Source organism: Levilactobacillus brevis (assembly GCA_021383565.1).
In the GTDB taxonomy this organism is placed as follows: Bacteria; Bacillota; Bacilli; order Lactobacillales; family Lactobacillaceae; genus Levilactobacillus; species Levilactobacillus brevis_B.
On the sequence record CP079699.1, the window covers coordinates 590,347 to 609,556 of the forward strand.

22 protein-coding genes and 1 other annotated feature are annotated in these 19,210 nt (G+C 50.4%); of the genes, 19 read left to right on the top strand and 3 right to left on the bottom strand.

Going from position 1 to position 19,210, the window contains the following annotated elements; all coding sequences use genetic code 11:
- The 5 genes from dnaI to rplT all read left to right on the top strand — a co-directional run bounded on the left by dnaI (position 1) and on the right by rplT (position 4,823).
- A complete protein-coding gene (dnaI, locus tag KB236_02835; GenBank protein ID UIF29690.1) occupies positions 1-927 on the top strand; it encodes a primosomal protein DnaI in 927 nt (308 codons plus the stop codon).
- Between the two features lie 366 nt (positions 928-1,293).
- Positions 1,294-3,234: a threonine--tRNA ligase gene (gene thrS, locus KB236_02840; protein UIF29691.1), complete on the top strand. Its 1,941-nt coding sequence runs from the start codon at positions 1,294-1,296 to the stop codon at positions 3,232-3,234.
- A 212-nt stretch (positions 3,235-3,446) separates the two neighbouring features.
- Positions 3,447-3,587, top strand: a sequence feature (ribosomal protein L20 leader region).
- 57 nt (positions 3,588-3,644) lie between these two features.
- Positions 3,645-4,145, top strand: a complete 501-nt coding sequence (gene infC / locus KB236_02845) for a translation initiation factor IF-3 (GenBank protein UIF30271.1) — start codon at positions 3,645-3,647, stop codon at positions 4,143-4,145.
- 53 nt (positions 4,146-4,198) lie between these two features.
- Positions 4,199-4,393 (top strand): 50S ribosomal protein L35, encoded by a 195-nt coding sequence (rpmI, locus tag KB236_02850; protein ID UIF29692.1) that lies wholly within the window; start codon positions 4,199-4,201, stop codon positions 4,391-4,393.
- Between the two features lie 70 nt (positions 4,394-4,463).
- Positions 4,464-4,823: a 50S ribosomal protein L20 gene (gene rplT / locus KB236_02855; protein ID UIF29693.1), complete on the top strand. Its 360-nt coding sequence runs from the start codon at positions 4,464-4,466 to the stop codon at positions 4,821-4,823.
- A gap of 263 nt (positions 4,824-5,086) precedes the next feature.
- Here the strand turns inward: rplT and KB236_02860 are convergent, their stop codons facing one another.
- Positions 5,087-6,283: an ISL3 family transposase gene (locus KB236_02860; GenBank protein ID UIF29694.1), complete on the bottom strand. Its 1,197-nt coding sequence runs from the start codon at positions 6,281-6,283 to the stop codon at positions 5,087-5,089.
- 658 nt (positions 6,284-6,941) lie between these two features.
- On the opposite strand from KB236_02860, the gene KB236_02865 reads away from it, so the two are divergent.
- The 13 genes from KB236_02865 (at position 6,942) to KB236_02925 (ending at position 15,888) form a co-directional block, all read left to right on the top strand.
- A complete protein-coding gene (locus KB236_02865) occupies positions 6,942-7,484 on the top strand; it encodes a YqeG family HAD IIIA-type phosphatase (protein UIF29695.1) in 543 nt (180 codons plus the stop codon).
- Positions 7,465-8,607, top strand: a complete 1,143-nt coding sequence (gene yqeH, locus KB236_02870) for a ribosome biogenesis GTPase YqeH (GenBank protein ID UIF29696.1) — start codon at positions 7,465-7,467, stop codon at positions 8,605-8,607. The genes KB236_02865 and yqeH overlap by 20 nt, the downstream gene beginning before the upstream one ends.
- 4 nt (positions 8,608-8,611) lie before the next feature.
- Positions 8,612-8,935, top strand: coding sequence for a ribosome assembly RNA-binding protein YhbY (gene yhbY, locus KB236_02875; GenBank protein UIF29697.1), 324 nt, complete (start codon positions 8,612-8,614; stop codon positions 8,933-8,935).
- A gap of 59 nt (positions 8,936-8,994) precedes the next feature.
- Positions 8,995-9,582: a nicotinate-nucleotide adenylyltransferase gene (locus KB236_02880; protein UIF30272.1), complete on the top strand. Its 588-nt coding sequence runs from the start codon at positions 8,995-8,997 to the stop codon at positions 9,580-9,582.
- Positions 9,575-10,180, top strand: a complete 606-nt coding sequence (gene yqeK, locus KB236_02885) for a bis(5'-nucleosyl)-tetraphosphatase (symmetrical) YqeK (protein ID UIF29698.1) — start codon at positions 9,575-9,577, stop codon at positions 10,178-10,180. The genes KB236_02880 and yqeK overlap by 8 nt, the downstream gene beginning before the upstream one ends.
- A 42-nt stretch (positions 10,181-10,222) precedes the next feature.
- The gene (gene rsfS / locus KB236_02890) at positions 10,223-10,585 is read left to right on the top strand and encodes a ribosome silencing factor (protein ID UIF29699.1); all 363 of its coding nucleotides are present in this window, start codon (positions 10,223-10,225) and stop codon (positions 10,583-10,585) included.
- Entirely contained in the window at positions 10,582-11,325 is a 744-nt protein-coding gene (locus KB236_02895) for a class I SAM-dependent methyltransferase (GenBank protein ID UIF29700.1), read from the top strand. The genes rsfS and KB236_02895 overlap by 4 nt, the downstream gene beginning before the upstream one ends.
- Positions 11,326-11,327: 2 nt before the next feature.
- A complete protein-coding gene (locus KB236_02900; protein UIF29701.1) occupies positions 11,328-12,476 on the top strand; it encodes a nucleotidyltransferase in 1,149 nt (382 codons plus the stop codon).
- Positions 12,477-12,549: 73 nt separating this feature from the next.
- The gene (locus KB236_02905) at positions 12,550-13,104 is read left to right on the top strand and encodes a DUF177 domain-containing protein (protein UIF29702.1); all 555 of its coding nucleotides are present in this window, start codon (positions 12,550-12,552) and stop codon (positions 13,102-13,104) included.
- A 67-nt stretch (positions 13,105-13,171) separates the two neighbouring features.
- A complete protein-coding gene (rpmF, locus tag KB236_02910; protein ID UIF29703.1) occupies positions 13,172-13,360 on the top strand; it encodes a 50S ribosomal protein L32 in 189 nt (62 codons plus the stop codon).
- Between the two features lie 139 nt (positions 13,361-13,499).
- Complete coding sequence (locus tag KB236_02915) at positions 13,500-14,315, top strand: Cof-type HAD-IIB family hydrolase (protein UIF29704.1); 816 nt, start codon at positions 13,500-13,502, stop codon at positions 14,313-14,315.
- 3 nt (positions 14,316-14,318) lie between these two features.
- Positions 14,319-14,957: an HAD family hydrolase gene (locus KB236_02920; GenBank protein ID UIF29705.1), complete on the top strand. Its 639-nt coding sequence runs from the start codon at positions 14,319-14,321 to the stop codon at positions 14,955-14,957.
- Positions 14,958-15,237: 280 nt separating this feature from the next.
- On the top strand, positions 15,238-15,888 hold the full coding sequence (locus tag KB236_02925; protein ID UIF29706.1) for a matrixin family metalloprotease: 651 nt from the start codon (positions 15,238-15,240) through the stop codon (positions 15,886-15,888).
- 88 nt (positions 15,889-15,976) lie between these two features.
- Here KB236_02925 and KB236_02930 read toward each other — a convergent pair whose 3' ends face one another.
- On the bottom strand, positions 15,977-17,332 hold the full coding sequence (locus tag KB236_02930) for an FAD-dependent oxidoreductase (protein UIF29707.1): 1,356 nt from the start codon (positions 17,330-17,332) through the stop codon (positions 15,977-15,979).
- Between the two features lie 318 nt (positions 17,333-17,650).
- Between KB236_02930 and KB236_02935 the strand changes: the two genes are divergently transcribed.
- Positions 17,651-18,781, top strand: a complete 1,131-nt coding sequence (locus KB236_02935) for a GGDEF domain-containing protein (GenBank protein UIF29708.1) — start codon at positions 17,651-17,653, stop codon at positions 18,779-18,781.
- A gap of 67 nt (positions 18,782-18,848) precedes the next feature.
- Here KB236_02935 and KB236_02940 read toward each other — a convergent pair whose 3' ends face one another.
- Complete coding sequence (locus KB236_02940) at positions 18,849-19,193, bottom strand: hypothetical protein (protein ID UIF29709.1); 345 nt, start codon at positions 19,191-19,193, stop codon at positions 18,849-18,851.
- Positions 19,194-19,210: the final 17 nt, after the last annotated feature.

Below are 19,210 nucleotides of genomic sequence, written 5' to 3' on the forward strand. Positions count from 1 at the left end.
ATGGAAGATTTAAGTAAGACCATGCAACAACTGATGAATCAGCGGCATCTCAATGACAATTATCGCCAATTGATGGCGAAGGTCTACGACGATCCGACCGTGACGAAGTTCTATCAGGACCATCAAGCCGAGCTTGCGGACGATGTCATGACCCGTTCGGCGGCCAAATTGTATGAGTTTGTCTCGGAGCGTGAGAAGCTAGCGAAGGGTGGTAGCACGTTTGCGACGGGCTATGAACCCCAACTGATCGTGTCCAATCACCTGATCGACGTGGCCTACGTTCCCACGGCGGATACACTCGAGAAGCAGGCCCAGCAACAGTTACGTCAGCGGGTGAAGTCCGTCGCGATGCCGAAGAATATTCGCGACGCCTCACTGGCGCATTTTGACCAGGATGAGGATCGTGCTGAGGCTCTGATGGCGGCTTTGGACTTTATTGACGCCTACGAGGCTAATCCTAAGCGCCGTCACCAGGCCCTGTATCTGGCTGGGAGTTTTGGCGTAGGCAAGACCTATCTTCTAGCCGCCGTCGCTAATCAGTTGGCAACGGATGGCTTCTCCACCACGTTGGTTCACTTCCCCAGCTTTGCGGTGGAAATGAAGAACGCTATCGCCCAAAACGGCGTGGCGGAGAAGCTCGATGCCTTGAAAAAAGCACCGATCCTGATGATCGACGATATTGGCGCCAATGCCATGTCGGCCTGGGTCAGAGACGACGTGTTAGGGGTCATCTTGGAATACCGAATGCAGGAGGAATTACCGACATTCTTTAGTTCCAACTTCTCTATGGCACAGTTAGAAAAGGAACACCTGCGGATTTCGACGCGAGGGGATGACGAACCGTTGAAGGCCCAGCGGCTGATGCAACGGATTCGCTTCTTGGCTCGTGAGATTACCATGGTAGGGGTCAACCGGCGGCCACAGTAGTCCGGTGAGTGGCCAAACTTTCCGGTGAATTTTTGGCCGTCAGTGCTTGACAATAATTAGTCGCAAGTGTTTAATAGTCAATGAAACCACATGAGCTATGACGAAAGACATGGTGTTGGCGGAGACGTTCACAGGAAGAGTTGGCCTTGCTTGGAAGCCAACTTAGCGCCCGCAGGCATTACCACTTTTCTAGCTGTCGGGAGGAAATTTCCGGCCGGTTCGTTCCGTTATCGACGATTAGAGTTCACGGGAGTAGTCTCGTGAAAAATATCGGGTGGAACCACGTTAATGACGTCCCCAGTGTCTTCTTTGGCACTGGGGATTTTTCGTTGTTTGGCCCAAAATCAATAAGGGAGATTGAAAATTATGGCAAGTATTTCACTTAAATTTCCAGATGGCAACATTAAAGAATTCGCTGCTGGCACCACGCCAGAAGATGTTGCCAAGTCAATTTCAATTAGCTTAGGCAAGAAGGCCGTTGCAGCCAAGCTGGACGGCGAATTGATCGACAACCTGACGCCCATCGCCCATGACGGTAGCATTGAAATCGTCACGAAGAGCGATGCCGACGGCTTAACTGTTCTGCGGAACACGACCGCTGCGCTGGTACGGATTGCCTTGAAGAAGGAATTCCCAGCCATTCGTTTGGGCGAAGTGAGCGCTGACGAAGATGGCTTCTACGTGGATACCGACAAGGACGACCAACAAGTCAGTGTTGACGAATTGGATGCCATTGCGGTTATCGTCGAAAAGCTGGTGGGCGACAAGCTCGACATCGAACGGACGACGGTCAGCAAGGACGATGCCTTAGCCAAGGCCAAGGACGATCCTTACACGACGGCGTTAATCAAGGCCGTTGACGGCGACCAAGTCAACTTCTTAAAGGTTGGCGACCACGAAATCCTGAGTGATGGCGCACAGTTGGCCAACACGGGTGACGTGAAGAAGTTCAAGTTACTTTCTGTTGCCGGTGCTTACTGGCAAGGTAAGTCCTCAAACCCAATGCTACAACGGATTTACGGGACGGCCTTCTATAAGCAAGCCGACTTGGATGCCGACTTAGCTAAGCGCCAAGAAGCCCGTGAACGTGATCACCGGGTTATTGGGAACCAATTGGACCTGTTCTTCGTTGATCCTAAGGTCGGTGCCGGGTTACCTTACTGGATGCCAAATGGGGCAACCATTCGTCGGACGATCGAACGTTACATCATCGACAAGGAAGTCGCTAACGGTTATCAACACGTTTACACGCCAGTTCTGGCCAACTTGGATCTGTACAAGCAGTCCGGTCACTGGGCCCACTACCGTGAAGACATGTTCCCACCTATGGACATGGGTGATGGCGAACAACTTGAATTACGGCCAATGAACTGCCCAAGCCACATTCAAATTTACAACCACCACATCCGTTCTTACCGCGAATTACCATTGCGGATTGCTGAATTAGGGATGATGCACCGTTACGAAAAGTCCGGTGCCCTGAGTGGTCTGCAACGGGTTCGTGAAATGACCTTGAACGATGGCCACACGTTCGTTGCCCCAGAACAAATTCAAGATGAATTCAAGAGTATCCTGGACTTGATGGTCAAGGTTTACCGCGACTTCGATATTAAGGATTACACGTTCCGTCTGAGCTACCGTGACCCTAAGAACACGGAAAAGTACTTCGATGACGATGAAATGTGGAACAACGCACAAACGATGTTGAAAGGTGCCATGGATGACTTGGGCTTACCTTACGTTGAAGCCGAAGGGGAAGCTGCTTTCTACGGTCCTAAGCTGGATGTCCAAACTAAGACGGCCCTTGGGAATGAAGAAACGTTGTCTACTATTCAATTAGACTTCATGTTGCCAGAACGTTTCGACTTACACTACGTCGGTGCCGATGGTGAAGAACACCGCCCAGTTATGATTCACCGTGGCTTGGTTTCAACGATGGAACGGTTCACCGCTTACCTGACTGAAATCTACAAGGGGGCCTTCCCAACTTGGTTGGCACCTAAGCAAGTCACGATCATCCCAGTTTCCGAAGAGAAGCATGGGGCCTACGCTGACAAGTTAGCTGCCGAATTAAAGGCCGCTGACGTTCGAGTCAACGTTGACAAGCGTGGTGAAAAGATGGGTTACCTGATCCGGGACGCCCAAACACACAAGATTCCATACACGTTGGTTGTGGGTGAAGACGAAATGGCTAATGGTACTGTCTCTGTCCGGAAGTATGGGGAAGAAGACAGTAATTCCATGAGCAGTGACGCCTTCGTCAAGGAAATCTTGGCTGACATCGCTTCATACAGTCGCGAAGACTAGGACTTTGATGCTTCTGGCGAACAACCAGAGAATAGAAGAGAATTGATGCAAAGGTGGTCGGGGTCATGCCTCGGCCCTTTTGCTGTCTCGGAGCTGGTTGAAGTCAGGTACGTGTGTCAGTTGGGCCTGTTCGTTGTTTGACAGTCACAAATATATTACTGACGAAACACTGTTGACATGTTCTGAACTAGCTGGTATGATGGTTAAGTTGAGAAATTAAGCAGAGGCTTCCGCTTCTCGCCTTGTGGCTAACGCTGCTAGGCTGGATATGCACGTTAATCCGATTGTTTTGATTGGATTTCTTGCGGGAGCCGTTTGATTATCATCAAAGGTTCCCGCATTTTTTGTGGGTGAGATTCTGCAGTTCTCGGAGATTATTTTGGAGGTGGATTACCATAGCAAACGACACGATTGTCAACGAGGGAATTCGAGCACGTGAAGTACGGCTTATCGCTGGTGACGGCGAGCAATTGGGCATTAAGACCAAGCGCGAAGCTTTACAGATCGCCGAAGACGCAAACCTCGATTTAGTTTTGGTTGCACCGAAAGCTAAGCCACCAGTAGCCCGCATCATGGACTACGGGAAGTACCGGTTCGAGTTGCAAAAGAAGCAACGTGAAGCGCGTAAAAAGCAAAAAGTGGTCAGTGTCAAGGAAGTTCGCTTGAGTCCTACCATTGATACCAACGACTTTAACACCAAGCTGAAGAACGCTAAGAAGTTCTTGGCTAAGGGTGAAAAAGTTCGGGTTTCAATCCGGTTTAAGGGTCGGGCAATTACCCATAAAGACATTGGTCGCGAAGTGTTAAATCGTATGGCAGCTGAAACGGCGGATGTCGCAACGGTTGTACAACGGCCTAAGATGGACGGTCGGAGCATGTTCTTAATGCTTTCGCCCATCGCAGAGAAATAGTGTGAATTGATTGGGTAGCTTTAGCTGCCGATTTAAGGAGGAAATTACGTATTATGCCAAAGATGAAGACTAACCGCGCCGCAGCTAAGCGTTTCAAAGTAACTGCTAAGGGCGGTATCAAGAGTGCCAATGCTTACACCTCTCACCGTTTCCACGGTAAGACCAAGAAGCAACGCCGGAACCTTCGTGGTACCCGGATGATGAACGAAACGACTCTTAAGACTTACCGTTCATTATTACAAAAGTAAGCGAGTCGTAGATTTTTCGGGTCGACGAAATGTCGACATAATGTTTGAATTGATTTAGGAGGAAAAGATTATGCCACGAGTTAAAGGCGGTACTGTTACACGCGCACGTCGCAAGAAGGTTTTAAAGTTAGCTAAGGGTTACCGTGGTTCAAAGCACCGTTTATTTAAGGTTGCTAAGGACCAAGTCATGAAGGGTCGTCAATACGCCTTCCGTGACCGGAAAGCTACTAAGCGTAATTTCCGTAAGCTTTGGATTGCCCGGATCAACGCCGCAGCCCGGATGAACGGTCTGAGCTACAGCAAGTTGATGCACGGTTTGAAGTTAGCCAACATCGATGTTAACCGTAAGATGTTAGCTGATCTGGCAGTTAACGATGCTGCTGCATTCACTGCTTTAGCAGAACAAGCTAAGGCTGCATTGGCTGCTTAATTCAGTTAATGAGAAAGGGACTTCGCGGATAGCGGGGTCCTTTTTTATTAGAGTGCAAAGGCGGGCGTTTAGGTCCTGAGCATTAGGGAGCTAAGGGGCTTCTGTTCGGCTTCGCCGGGCAGGCGTCACTTAGGTTTCTAAGCACAGGGACCTGCCCAACCGCGCACGTTTCAGAGGCCGCAAGCTTGTGAAGTGGAAACTTTAGGCTCTTTGTCAACTGTTGTTGGTAATCGGCTGTCTGAGGTTGCCTAATCGTATTATGATTAGGCAGCCTTTTTAATTCCGAATACTAGATGAATCCTTAATCTAAAGCTACTAAAACAACCGAATCCGTAGCTGACTCGCTTGATTACTTTGATTTTATTATTGATACCTTCCATTGGTCCATTAGAATAATTGTATTTTAGCGCATTGTACACAGATTCTTGGTGTTCTCTCAACGTATTTAACGGTGTTTCAAGCTCTTCGGAGTAATCATTCTTCTTGTCTAGAATGGTTACTAGTTTGGACGTGTGACGATACTTGACGGCTCGCCGGACGGTCTGTAAAAGCTCATACGCTTGGCGTAATTCATCATTGAAGCTGAGAATGTAATCGACCGTACTATTCTCAGTATTAATTCCTGAGAGATGAGTGAAATTATGATAGACGTTGAAGTTCAGCTTTTCATTAGGTTTTAAGAGTAGTTTCCAGTATCGTTTTAAGATCTTATGTTTGATATTTGAATTGGCATAGGACTTCATTATACGAACTCTCACACGATTGAAACCACGCATTATAGAACTCACGATGTGGAACCTATCGGTTACCACAATCGCGTTTGGAAAAACGGTTTCTGTCAATTGCGGATACGTGTAATTCATATCTGTCACAATGATTTTCACGCCTTCTCGCGCAGCCTTAGTATATCGATTGAAGTATTTTTCGAGATCATACAGGGTTCGTGATTCAAGGATATCGATAAATTCGTTTCGCATACCGTCCATAAAGACAAAGCTCATTGCACCTTTGGCATCTTTGGTAGACTTGACTTCATCCATATTAATAACTGCTGGCAACCAGCTGTAATTTGTCTTAATATCCGGTTGGTAGCTACGCATGATTCGTAAAACACTCGTACTCGAAATGTTTAATTCGTTTGCGATATGTCGCATTGAAACCGTCTCACTGAGCTTTACTAAACACGAGATCCGGCTGACGTTAGAGATGGTGTGGTTTCGCTGAACTAACGACGTTTCTGCCAGAAAGTATTGATGGCATTGCTTACACTTGAAATTACGTTTTTTAAGGTGAAGTTTAACGTCTCGTTCAACGGCTTGTGGGAGTTTAACCGTGGTCCAACGCCAACCGTATTTGATAATGCTCTTCTGGTTCAAAACGCCACATTTAGTACAAGCTTTTGGACGGTAGTCTAAAAGTGCCTGTACCTTGAGTGGTCCCTTTACTTCTAAGGGATTCATTATTTTCAGTTTTTTGATATTAGGGTCTTTTATCCCCAGAATAATTTTAGTATCATTGGACATAGGATATAGTCACTTTCTTTCTCTTGAAATGTGGTAGTGGATGGACATAGATCTGCGACTATATCCCTTTTTTGTACCCATTTTTACTCTATACAGTATACAAAAATATCCGCTGCCAGTAACCAATTAAGTTGATTACCAACAACAGATATTTTAGAACCAAACTTTAAGTGTGTCTTCTTGAAACTAGAAAAAGCAATAGTAATTGACTAGGAACCGGGCCGGTGCTTAATGGGGTTAAGCGCAGGGACCTGCCTTGCCGAACACGTTTCAGAAGCTGCAAGTTTCCGAAGTAGAAAACTTTGAGTGTGGCCACCTGAAATTGGCCAGAGCCACTGTATGTGGTGTAGCCGGGCAGGCGTCGCTTCGATTTCTAAGCGCAGGGACCTGCCCGACTACACAAATTTTCAAGTGGCTGTTAAATGATTAAACGCGACGCTGTCGGTACGCCAGCGCCCAGGCAGTCCGGTTCTTACCGATTGCCGAGAGAAACGGATTTCCAGTCGTTACGAGTGGTAAAATTCGCGAAAATTGCGTATAATGAAAAGCTAGACAGCCGGTAACGGCAAACGGACGAAGGGGGGCAGTCACCCGCATGGTTTCCGCATTCAAACCAACGTGGATGGTTACAAATATATACGATTTGACACCGGATCAGTTGAGAGCTCACGGCATTAAGGCTGTGATGACCGATCTGGATAACACCTTAATTGCTTGGAATAATCCCGATGGCACACCTGAATTACGGCATTGGCTAACGATGTTAGAAATGGCCGGTATCCAGGTCATTGTGGTGTCCAACAATAGCCGCGCGCGGGTCGACCGAGCCGTCGCACCTTTTAATCTGCCTTACGTTCATCGGGCCCTTAAGCCACTGACTTGGGGGATTCGGCGGGCGTTACGGCGGTGGCATTTGCGCCGTGAGGAAGCCATCATGGTGGGTGACCAACTCATGACGGACGTGCTTTCGGCACATCGAAGTGGTGTGCGCAGTGTCTTGGTGAAGCCGATTTTGAAGTCGGACGCCTGGATTACGAAGGGCAATCGCTTATTAGAAAAAGTCGTCATGTGGCGTTTGCGGCATGCGTACCCAGAATTAACTTGGCAGGAGGATCTTAATGAACGAAAAACACACTGAACCCGTTTTAGTTGACGGTGAGGCTCTGCACTGTATTGGGTGTGGGGCAGAGATTCAAACAACGGACAAGACAGCGCCGGGGTATACGCCTCAGTCGGCCTTGGATAAGGGCATGGAAAAGGAAGAAGTTTATTGTCAACGGTGCTTCCGTTTGCGGCATTACAATGAAATTGTGCCGGTCGGCCTGACCGACGATGACTTTCTGAACTTGTTGACCCAGATTCAAGATGCCAACGCGCTGATTGTTTACGTTGTCGACATCTTTGATTTCAACGGTAGTGTGATTCCGGGACTCCACCGGTTTGTGGGTGAGAACCCTATCTTACTGGTCGGTAACAAGGAAGACCTGTTACCAAGTTCTCTGAAGCGTAGCAAGCTGAAGGATTGGATTCGCCAACGGGCTAACGAGCAGGGGTTGCGCCCAATTGACGTGACACTCCTGAGTGCCAAGACGAATCAGTCAGTGGATCAATTACTGACGATGATCGACAAGTACCGGGGGGATCGCGACGTTTACGTGGTTGGGGTGACCAACGTTGGGAAGTCCACGCTGATTAACCAAATTATTCGGCAGAATACCGGGGTCAAGGACCTGATCACCACGTCGCGCTTCCCGGGAACCACGCTGGACAAGATTGAACTACCACTGGATGATGACCACGTGCTGGTCGACACCCCAGGGATTATTCAGAACCAGCAGATGGCTCACTTCTTGTATGGTAAGGATCTCAAGATCGTGGCCCCACAAAAGCAGATCAAGCCCAAGACTTACCAGCTGAACGATCAACAGACGTTGTTCTTCGGCGGGGTTGCCCGGTTTGATTACACTAAGGGACCCAAGAGTGGCTTCATCGCTTACTTTGAAAATAATCTTTACATTCACCGCACCAAACTGGAGAATGCGGACGACTTCTATGACCGGCAATTGGGTCAGTTGTTGACGCCGCCACAACCGGAAAACAAGGATGATTTTCCACCGTTGGTTGCGCATGAATTTAAAACCACTGTTAAGAGCGACCTGGTCTTTGAAGGCCTAGGTTGGATTACGGTTCCAGCTGGCGTGAACGTGACCGGCTGGGCACCTGCAGGCGTCGGCGTATTGGTCCGGCGCGCAATGATTTAGATAAATGGAGGAAAACAACGTGTTACGAGGGAAACAAAAGAGATACTTACGTGCTCACGCACACGCCATGCACCCCTTATTTTCCGTGGGGAAGAATGGATTGACGCAGGCTTGGTTGGATCAATTGACCGGAGCCTTGGAGAAACGCGAATTAATCAAGATCAATCTCCAACAGAGTGCGGAAGCTTCGGTTGATGAGACCAAGGACTTTATCGAACAAGGAACGGATATTCAAGTCGTTCAAACAATTGGTCGCGTGTTGGTCCTTTACCGGCCCGCAACGGATGAAGAAAATCAGAGAATTTCATCAGTCGTTGAAAATATGTAGGAGGTCTGGCAGTCGTGGTAAAAATCTCAGAGCAAACGAGTACGCAGGTGGCAACGCAGATGCAGGCCACCGCTAAGAAGCGCCGAATTGGGATTCTTGGTGGGACCTTTAATCCGCCACACTTGGGTCACTTGGTCATTGCCGATCAAGTTGCGACACAGTTGGGACTTGATCAGGTGTTATTTATGCCCGATGCCGAACCACCGCATGTCGATCGCAAGCTCGCCATTCCAGCCGCCGATCGGGTGGCCATGGTGCAAGCGGCGATTAAGGATAACCCCTTATTTAAGCTGGAATTGACGGAAGTGCAACGGGGTGGCAAGAGCTATACCTACGACACGATGGTCCAATTGACCCGCGAACATCCCGAAAACCAGTATTATTTCATTATTGGTGGGGATATGGTGGCTTATTTGCCAAAATGGTACCGGATTGACGAGCTCGTCAAGTTGGTCCAGTTTGTGGGCGTCTGCCGGCAAGGGTTTACCCGGGAATCACCGTATCCCGTGCTGTGGGTGGACGTGCCTAACATTGGGATTAGTTCAACCATGATTCGTGATCAGATTCGTCGTGGGCAATCGGTCCGCTATCTGGTGCCAACCATGGTGGATCTCTATATAAAGGAGCATCTGTTATACCGTGACTGAGTTAACGTACCATGCTAATATCTTTCCCGGCACCCGTCAGGAATTAATCGATCAGATCGCACAACAACTGCGTCCTAAACGGTTCCATCACGTGTTACGCGTGGAGCAGACGGCCCTAGAGCTGGCTGCCGCCAATCACGTAGATGCCGAACGGGCCAGCATTGCCGGGTTAATTCACGACTACGCCAAGCAACGACCGGATGACGATTTCATTGCCGCCATCAAGGCGTACCGACTCGATCCCGATCTGTTGAATTACGGCAATGCCATTTGGCATGGGGTCGTGGGCGCCGAGTTGATCAAGCGCGAGCTACACATTTATGATGAAGACGTCTTGAATGCGGTTCGCCACCATACGACCGGCGCTGTCTACATGACGCCGCTGGAACAGATCGTGTATATGGCCGACTACATTGAACCAGCTCGAGATTTTCCGGGTGTCGATGAGGCACGGAAAATCACGGCCAAAGACCTAGGGGCCGGGGTTGCTTTTCAGGCGCAGCATACGTTGCAGTATTTGGTCGAAAACGGGTTGCCCGTTTATCCCAAGTCGCTGGAAACGTACAATGCCTGGGTTCCCCGTTACCACGCTAAATAAACAACATGAAATGAAGATCCAAAAATCGAGAGGAGCACTTGCATGGATAGCAAAGAAGTCTTAGAAATCGCAGTCAAGGCTGCGGAAAGTAAGCGGGCTGAAGATATGACCGCTTTAGATATGCGGAAGGTTAGCCTGATGGCCGACTACTTCCTGATTGTGGACGCCAACTCCAGCCGGCAGATTCAAGCCATTGTTGACGAGGTTGAAGATCAGGTCAGCGCCAAGGGTGTGACCATCAAGGATGTTGAAGGCAAGAACAGTGCCAACTGGATTCTGATCGACCTTGGCGACGTGATTGTTCACGTGTTCCAAAAGGAACAACGGAGTCACTACAACTTAGAGAAGTTGTGGTCTGACGCGCCAGAAGTTGATTTGACACAGTGGGTAGAGGCTGAAGCATGATCTATCAGTCTTTTGCCGAGCTTTACGACGAATTGTTTGATCCAGCCATGTACGACCAGTGGCTGGATTTTGTCGCCCAACGTGTCGCACCGACTGATGGTGAACTCCTGGACCTGGCCTGCGGGAGTGGGCGTTTAGGCGTCCTACTGGCGCAGAAGGGCTACCAGGTCAGTGGCTTGGACCTCTCTGAGGAGATGTTAGCGCTCGCTGCCAAACACGCTGAGGAGGCCGAGGTGACGATGCCACTGATGGCCGGTGACATGCTGGACCTAACCATGATTGGCGATTATCAGACCATTACGTGTTTTGCCGATTCTTTCTGTTATTTACCGGACTTGGCGGCTGTGACCGCGGCCTTTCGACAGGTGCACGACCATCTGACGGTGGGCGGCAAGTTTCTCTTTGACGTGATTACGCCGCACCAAACGGATGACGTTTATCCGGGGTACATGTATAATTACGTCGATGACACGCGGGCCTTTATCTGGACCAGTTATGGCATCGAAGACGAACCGCATGCGGCAGAACATGACCTGACGTTCTTCACTCAAAATGAAGAGACCGGCGATTATCACAAGGTGACGGAGCTACACCACGAACGGACCTACGAGCTCGCGGATTATCAGGCGGCCTTAAAGTCGGCAGGTTTGACGTTACAACGCGTCAGCGCAGACTTCGGTGAGGCGGAAGTCACACCGGAGACAACACGTTGGTTCTTTGAGGTTACGCGGGAGGCATAGACATGGCGCTACAGGCGGTAGGCATCATTGCGGAGTACAATCCGTTTCACAACGGGCATGCGTATCAGGTCGCTCAGGCGAAGCAAATCACCGGTGCTGATGTCGTCGTGGCGGTGATGAGTGGTAATTGGGTACAACGTGGTGAGCCGGCCCTCATGGACAAATGGCAACGCGCACAGGCAGCCATTGCTGGGGGCGTGGATCTCGTGGTGGAACTCCCCACGGCCATGGCCGTCCAGCCGGCCCACTTATTTGCGGCGGGCGGCGTGGCCCTAGTGGCTGCGTTGAAGTGTCGGTGGTTGGCCTTTGGCAGTGAACATCCCGAGATGGATGTCGACCGCTTGATGGCCAACTTACCTCAGGACCCGGCGACATTTAGGCGGTTCGACCAGACCTACGCTTCGTTGTTTCAAGGCTATTTGCGCGACCAGACGGGGATTACGCTGAATGCGGCCAATGACATTCTGGGCTTCTTCTATGCGTTGGCCAATCGTCGCCAAGGGAATCCGCTAGAACTTCTGGCACTGGCACGCAAAGGGAGTCAGCACAATGACGCGACGATTGCGGCGGCCAGTCCATTCGCCAGTGCCACCGCGGTACGAACGGCGGCGTTAGCGGCGAACTGGGCGGCTGTGCAGCCGGTCGTTCCTGAGACGACGTTGCGCCAACTTCGGGCCGCACAATTGACCAGTTGGACCGACTTTTGGCCGTACCTGCGCTATCAGTTGGTGAGTGGCGACGTGGCCGATCTGCGCCAGATGTATCAGATTACGGAGGGCGTGGAGTATCGCCTGAAGCGGGCGGCATTGACCAGTGCCACGTTTGCTGAGTTCATGCACGCCGTAAAGACCAAGCGCTACACCTATACGCGTCTCCAGCGGCAGTCGGCCTATCTTTTGGGGCAGATGAAGCCTGCAGAAATGCAGGTTACGCCACGCTACTTGCGGGTCTTGGGCTATTCACCGGCCGGTCAGCGTTACCTGCATCAGATTAAGAAGCAGGTTGACTTGCCACTGGTGAGTCGGGCCGACCGCGATTGGCAGAAGGGCCCCGGGGCTCTCGATGATCGACTGGGGGCGCTACGCACGCTGATTACGGGAATTCCGCAGGATTATGGACGGATTCCCGTAAAAATAACGCTTTCAGAGTGACTATCAAGGAAATTACCTTGACATCACATTTTTGGACAGGTATAATTTATCACGTTGCATTGGAGGGATTGCGATGAAATGGTCGTTGACCGAACTGCGAAAGAACCACCGTAATGATCCGTTGATGTTTGATGAAACCTTGAATTTAAAGGCGGATCTGATGGAACGTTATGGTAACGAGGTCTTAGATATTGGTCCCGTCCACGCTAAGGGGCTTGCCTCAGTTGTGGGGGGCGGCGATGTCGTCATCGTTGCCCAGGTAACGGCGGATTTAAAGGTCCCGTCGAGCCGGTCTTTAGCACCGGTGGATTTCCCCGTTAATTTCAAAATGACGGAATTTTATGTTTCTGATCCAACTGCTGTCCAACGGTTTGAGAAGACCGATGTGGTGATGGTGGTGACCGATGACCAGATTGATTTAGACAAGGCCGTCGGCGATAACATTATTTTACAGATTCCGATGCACATTCTTTCTAACGCCGAGCAACAAGGCGAAGCGATGCCAACCGGTCAAGACTGGGAGGTCGTTTCCGAAGAGAACCTTGAAGCGGTCGAGAAAGAAAATCAACCAGTTGATCCACGTCTTGCAAAGTTAAAGGATTTCTTCCCTGATCAGGATGATCAATAATCTCCTTTGTAAGCCTTAAAAATTTTTTCACTAGTGGATATAATTTTATTTGAAGGAGGTGTTTTCTTTGGCTGTACCAGCACGGAAAACGTCTAAGACGAAAAAAGCTATGCGTCGTGGTCACATCAAGTTAACGACGCCTAATTTAACTCCTTGCCCAAACTGTGGTGAATTACGTAAGTCACACATGGTTTGCCCAAGTTGCGGTTTCTACGATGGCCGTCAGGTCGTTGCGGTTAAGAACGCAAACAACTAATTAAATTTAGTCGAAAGAAACTCCCATGAAGTCCGCGGCTTCTGGGAGTTTTTTTGTGGCGCGGCCGAGGTGCCCTTTGTGCAAGCCCGGTGAAAAAAGGTATAATGACGACATTAACGAAAAGTTGAGGAGTGAAATTTTGGCAATTAAATTAATCGCGACCGACTTAAACGGCACGCTGCTACACGATGATCAGACGTTCAATCAATCCCTGTTCAAGGAGACACTACAGGCCTTGAAGCAACGGGGGATTCAACTGGTCCTGTCTTCCGGGAATCAGTTCACCCACTTGGAGAAGCTCTTTCATGAGGTGATGGCCGATAATCTGGCGATTGTTGCCGAGAATGGGGCCTCAATCTATTTAAAGGGCCAACAGGTCTTCGACGGCAGTCTCAGCGCCCAGCAGGTTAACCACTTCGTGACGGTGGACCGGCAACAGGATTTCCTCAAATCAGCCTACGTGATCTTGGTTGGTCAACACGGTTCATATACTGAGACCGGTGCGCCCCAAGTCCTGATTGATGCGGCGGAAAAATTCTATGACAATCTCAAACAGGTGGCCGATCTACGGACAGTAGACGACCGAATCAAGAAGATCAGCGTGTCCACGGCACCCGGTCAGGGCGGACAATTAGTGGCCGATCTGAATACCTACTTTGATGGGCAACTCCGAGCGCACGACAGCGGCTATGGCGTCGTGGACGTGGTTGCGGCGAACGTGGGCAAGTTACCGGCTGTTCAGTGGTTGGCCGAACGCTGGCACGTGGCTGCCGACGAGATCATGGCCTTTGGGGATGGCGCCAATGATGTGCCGCTGCTTCAGTTCGCCCAGCACAGTTGGGCCATGGCCAATGCGCCTGTTGAGGTCCAACGTGCGGCGACACAGGTGACGAGCGTGGACAACGAACACGACGGCGTGTTAACGACGATTCAGTCGGCGTTAATGGTGATTTAGACCATGGATAATTTCTTCTTTGACTTTGACAACACACTTGTGGATTCCAGTGAGGCCGCCGTCCGCGCCACGCAGCAGGCCTACGCGCTTCAAGGATTGACGGTGCCCACTCGTGCGGCTATCGTGGGCTACATGGGTGTTCCGATCGAAGTGTCTTTCGCTAAAATGGCTGCGGAAACGTTGACGGATTCAGATCTGGAGGTCTTGTTTACGGTCTTTCGCCAGCAGTACCAACTCGCAGAACGAACCGGAATGACGCCGTTTGCCGGGATGACAGCTACACTGGCAACGTTGCGGGAACGTGGTAAACGTCTCTTTGTGGTGTCGAGTAAGCACTCCGAGCCGTTGCGTCGGAATTTGGCGCAGGCGGGATTTACCGGGACCTTTGTGGCCGTGTGTGGTTCGGATATGGTGGCGAACTATAAACCAGCTCCGGATGGCGTTTTGAACCTATTAGACCGGTTCGGCCTCGATCCACAAGTATCCGTGATGATTGGCGATGCCAAGTACGATATTCAGATGGGTCAGCGTGCCGGCGCGGCAACGGCCGGGGCCTTGTGGGGCGCCGCCGATCCGGCAGCTTTGCGGGCTGAACATCCGACGGCGCTTTTAGCGACGCCGACTGAATTGCTTAACCTATAATTATTTTGGGCTTTGGGGTAAATGACTCTGGACGTCCTTTTTTGTTAGCTAAGAAACATCAATCCAAATTTTTAGCAAACTCTCACCGTAGCGTTAGAACGCCCGTCAAGACTGGTGTTACGCGGACTAGTGTTAAAATATAATGATGTTTATAAGGTGGCACGCAAAAATAATCACAATGCCGGTTATTTTTGCGCCGCTGATAAACTTTAGCTGGGATTTGTCTTATAAGACGGCTAAACTAGTAATCATCGAGTGATTTAGGGGGAAACGCGAGGTCATGTGGAAGCGGCGTTTATTATTGGCGATTATGGTCATGGGGATACTGGGAATCGTCCGTTTGGGAGAATCGCAGAACTGGAATTTTACGCAAGTGCGGGTCAACCGGGTGATGCGCCAGTTGGAGACGAGGTTACCGGGAAGTCAGCAACAGGCGGCAACGCCGGTGGAGAAGATCGCTGCGGAACATCCGTTGCAGCCTATTTACTATTATCATTTTGCGCCGAGTGTGCCGGTTAACGTCCGGCCGATATTTGAAGAGGCTGTGACCGTGTACAATCGGACGGGTGTCGTCAAATTAGTGGCGGGCCACCCGCGGCAGAAACAGAATGGCGTCACTTTTTTTACCTATCATCGTGGGCCGAGTGCCGAGCAGCCGAACTTTTTAGAGTTGGGGGAAGGGGGCCCGGAGATTCGGCGCTACGTGGGTCTCGGAAGCTATACCATCAACCGGGCACGAGCCGGTCTGAACCTGGAGCATCCTGAAGCGGGGATTCGGGCGTCGGTAGCGGTCCATGAGCTCGGTCATGCGGTGGGCTTGGACCACAGTAAGAGTCGGCTATCCGTCATGTATCCGTACGATCAAGGACATCTCCACCTATCACCGGCAGACTTGAAGACGTTAAAGGTACTGTACGCACAGCGAAGCTAGGTGGGCGATGGGCGACAATTTTATAACGATCAAAAAGGCGGCTCGATTTCGCAAGGAAACCGAACCGCCTAGTTGGTGTCGGTTAAATTTAAGAACGCTGGTAACCGTGTTCCTGAGCCACGGCCATTTGACCGGCTAAGTTCAGGTAATTGAATGGTTGGCTAAAGTTGGGCGAGAAGAGCATGTCCACCAGTGCCAGCTGGTCAATGGTCGCGTGGTTCTGCATTAATGTGGAGACGGTATTGGCCGCCTGTGAGATGTCGTGGGCACTGTAGAGCTGAGCCCCCAAGATTTGCCGGTTGTTACGATTGTAGATCAGTTCAATCGTGACCTGATAGGCATTGGGCATAAAGTCCGGCCGGTAACTGCCCTGATAGCAGACGCTCGCCACGTTAAACCGAGCGGCTTTGGCGGCGCGGGTGGTCATGCCGACGCAGGCCACCGTATGGTCAAAGACCAACATGGCCGTGGAAGATTGCGTGCCGATGGTGCGGACACGCCGTTCAAATGCGTTTATGCCGGCCAGAGCGCCCTGACGGACAGCGTGAGAAGCGAGCGGGGAATACCCCGTGGACTGCGTGGGATTGTAATGGATGGTGGCATTATCGCCGGCCGCGAGAATATCGGGGTCCGATGTCTGCATGTAGTCATCCTTTACGATAGCGCCATTCTTAGCGCGTCTAACCTGACCAGCCACGAGCTCGGTCTGTGGGAGCATCCCGGCACTGACGGCTGCCATGTCGACGACGAATTTGCCCTGCGTCGTAGTGATGGCTAAGGCCCCATCGGGCGTATTGGCGAAGCGTGTGGCCCGGGTCCCCGTCAGGACGCGGACACCGTGATCGGTGAGTAGTTGTTTGACGGATTCGGCCAGTTTGGGTTCCAGATAGCCATCTAGGAGTTGTTGTGGTTTCTGGATAAGCGTGACCTCATGACCCGTGCGCGCGTATCCTTCAGCGAGTTCAACGCCGATGTACCCGCCGCCAATGATGGCGACTCGGCGAAAGTCCGCGGCCGCCGCGCAGAGATCCCGTGCCTGGTCAAAGGTTTTACACAGACGCACCTTGGGATTCTCGATGCCCGTGATGGCGGGGATAGCCGTGATCGACCCCGTCGCCATGATTAATTTATCATAGTGGTCGGTTGACTTGGTCTTCGTCAGCAGGTCCTGCGCGACCAGTGTGTGGGCCTGTGCGTCGATGGAAAGGACGTCGGTCTGAGTCTTCATGGTCACCCCTTGTTTAATAAAGTCTTCCGGTTCCGCATAGAAGGTATCGGCTAAGGACCGAACCGTTCCTTCAATGCGTAGATACGTTGCACAAGAGAGATACGAAATGTTTTTTTGCCGTTCGTAGACGGTAATCTCAGCATTTGGATAATTCGTTAAGACCTGCTTAACGGCGGCGATTCCGGCATGGGTACTCCCAACAATAATAACTTTCATAAATTGATCTTCCCTTTTACTGTTTAACAGATTAATGTATAATTTATGTTATAAGTTTCCCGGCGAAACTATCTATATCATGATAAATTATACTTACTTTTTGTAAAAATAACAATGGGACAACCTAGGGCCGCTGGCTAGATAAACCGATGAAACCGGTGCGCTTAGCTGGTTTTGCAAAGTGGTCCGCATTCGGTAAACTATTAAGTAAAGGGTTCATGGATGGTCGATAGGTGACAGGGGCATTGGTCACCCGGGTTAAGACCGCCAAGTTGGTGGGAACGTTAGGCTTTAATTTAAGCAAAGAAGGGTTTCAGCATGACATGGTCGCAGTGGCAGGTACCACCATTTATCTCGAGTATTTTCTTTATCCTGGGTGTTTTTACCCTATATTGGGTGACCTTTAGTTGGCTCGATATGTGGGTGCATCGCCGACACATTGATATTGCCGACGACGTCATTAATGCCTGGTATGGCGTGATCTACGTGTTGGTGTTTATCTTCTGCATGCAGATCCCGGTGATTGGGAAGCCGATCTCCTGGGAATTTATGAACTTTCAATTGATTGCCATTATTTTCTGCGCGTACTTCTTAAATATTCACGTCTCACTCTACTTATTTCCACCGATTGTACTGGTCTATATGGTGTTCAACGAATCCCTGCGCTATTGGGAGTCGTGGGGGTATGCCGTGACTCTAGTTGTTTTCTTCATGGCGATGAACTGGATTCGGGTCCGCTACCATGATCAGCGTCGTGCCTGGATGATTTACATGGCCGTGGGGGCCCCGTTCGGTGGCGTACTGTGGTTGTGGATGAAATTCAAGTTCGCGCTGAGCTGGACCACCTTTCAACAAGAATGGCTCTACCTGATTATCTTCGAGCTGTTGCTCTACGCGTACGTCAATATGCTGACGCATGATGGCGAATTGAAGTCCCGCTTGGAGCGGCTGGCGAGCCACGATACTTTGACACACGCGCGAAACTTCTCGTCGTACACGGATACCGTGAAGTTTCTGTTCAAGCAGAGTACGCGAACGGGGGAACCACTGTCGATGATCATGTTCGATATCGACCACTTTAAACACGTCAATGATACCTATGGGCATTCGGCGGGGGATGCCGTTCTACGGGAGGTTGCGGAGACGGCTCAAGAGGTGTTGACCCACAAGGATTCGAAGCTGAAATTATATCGGACCGGGGGCGAGGAGTTTAACATTTTACTGCCGGGCTACGACTTGGATCAGACCAGTCGGATTGCGACGGCGGTCTTCGAGGCGGTGAAACAGCTGACGGTTCATACACGCGGGCAGGCCATTCAGGTGACGCTTTCGCTAGGGGTCTCGGCGATGCTTACCGCGGACAAGACGCCCATGGATTTCTACAACCGGGTCGATCAGAACCTCTATCATTCTAAAAAACATGGCCGGAAGCAAATTACGGTCGGCTAATCAGAATCGGTCAGGTCCCTTAGCGGACGGGCCGATTTTTTATTAACCGTTTAATAATTAGCCAAAATTAAAAGAGTTTGCCAAAAGCGAAGCATAACAGTAGGGAAATTACCTTTCCTTTGGTAGACTGGTCAATGGAAAGGCGTTCCGGCCCCTCGTCCGGTCGGTTAATGTCGGTACCCGAATGGAGATGACGATTTTTTAAGAAAATTTGCAGAACGCTTTTTTTCGCGAAAATCTTTCCAGAAATGAGTTTTTGGCAACGCACTGTGAAAAAACCAAAGAACTTGTCAAACGGCGTGGCGCGGCGATCATAAAACCGCGGAGCCACAGCGTTTTCTGTTCGATTCAGGCTTATGAAATGGCTAAATTCACAGTGAATCTTCACCAGATTTTTAATGGTGTAAATCATTATTTTGCGAATTGGAC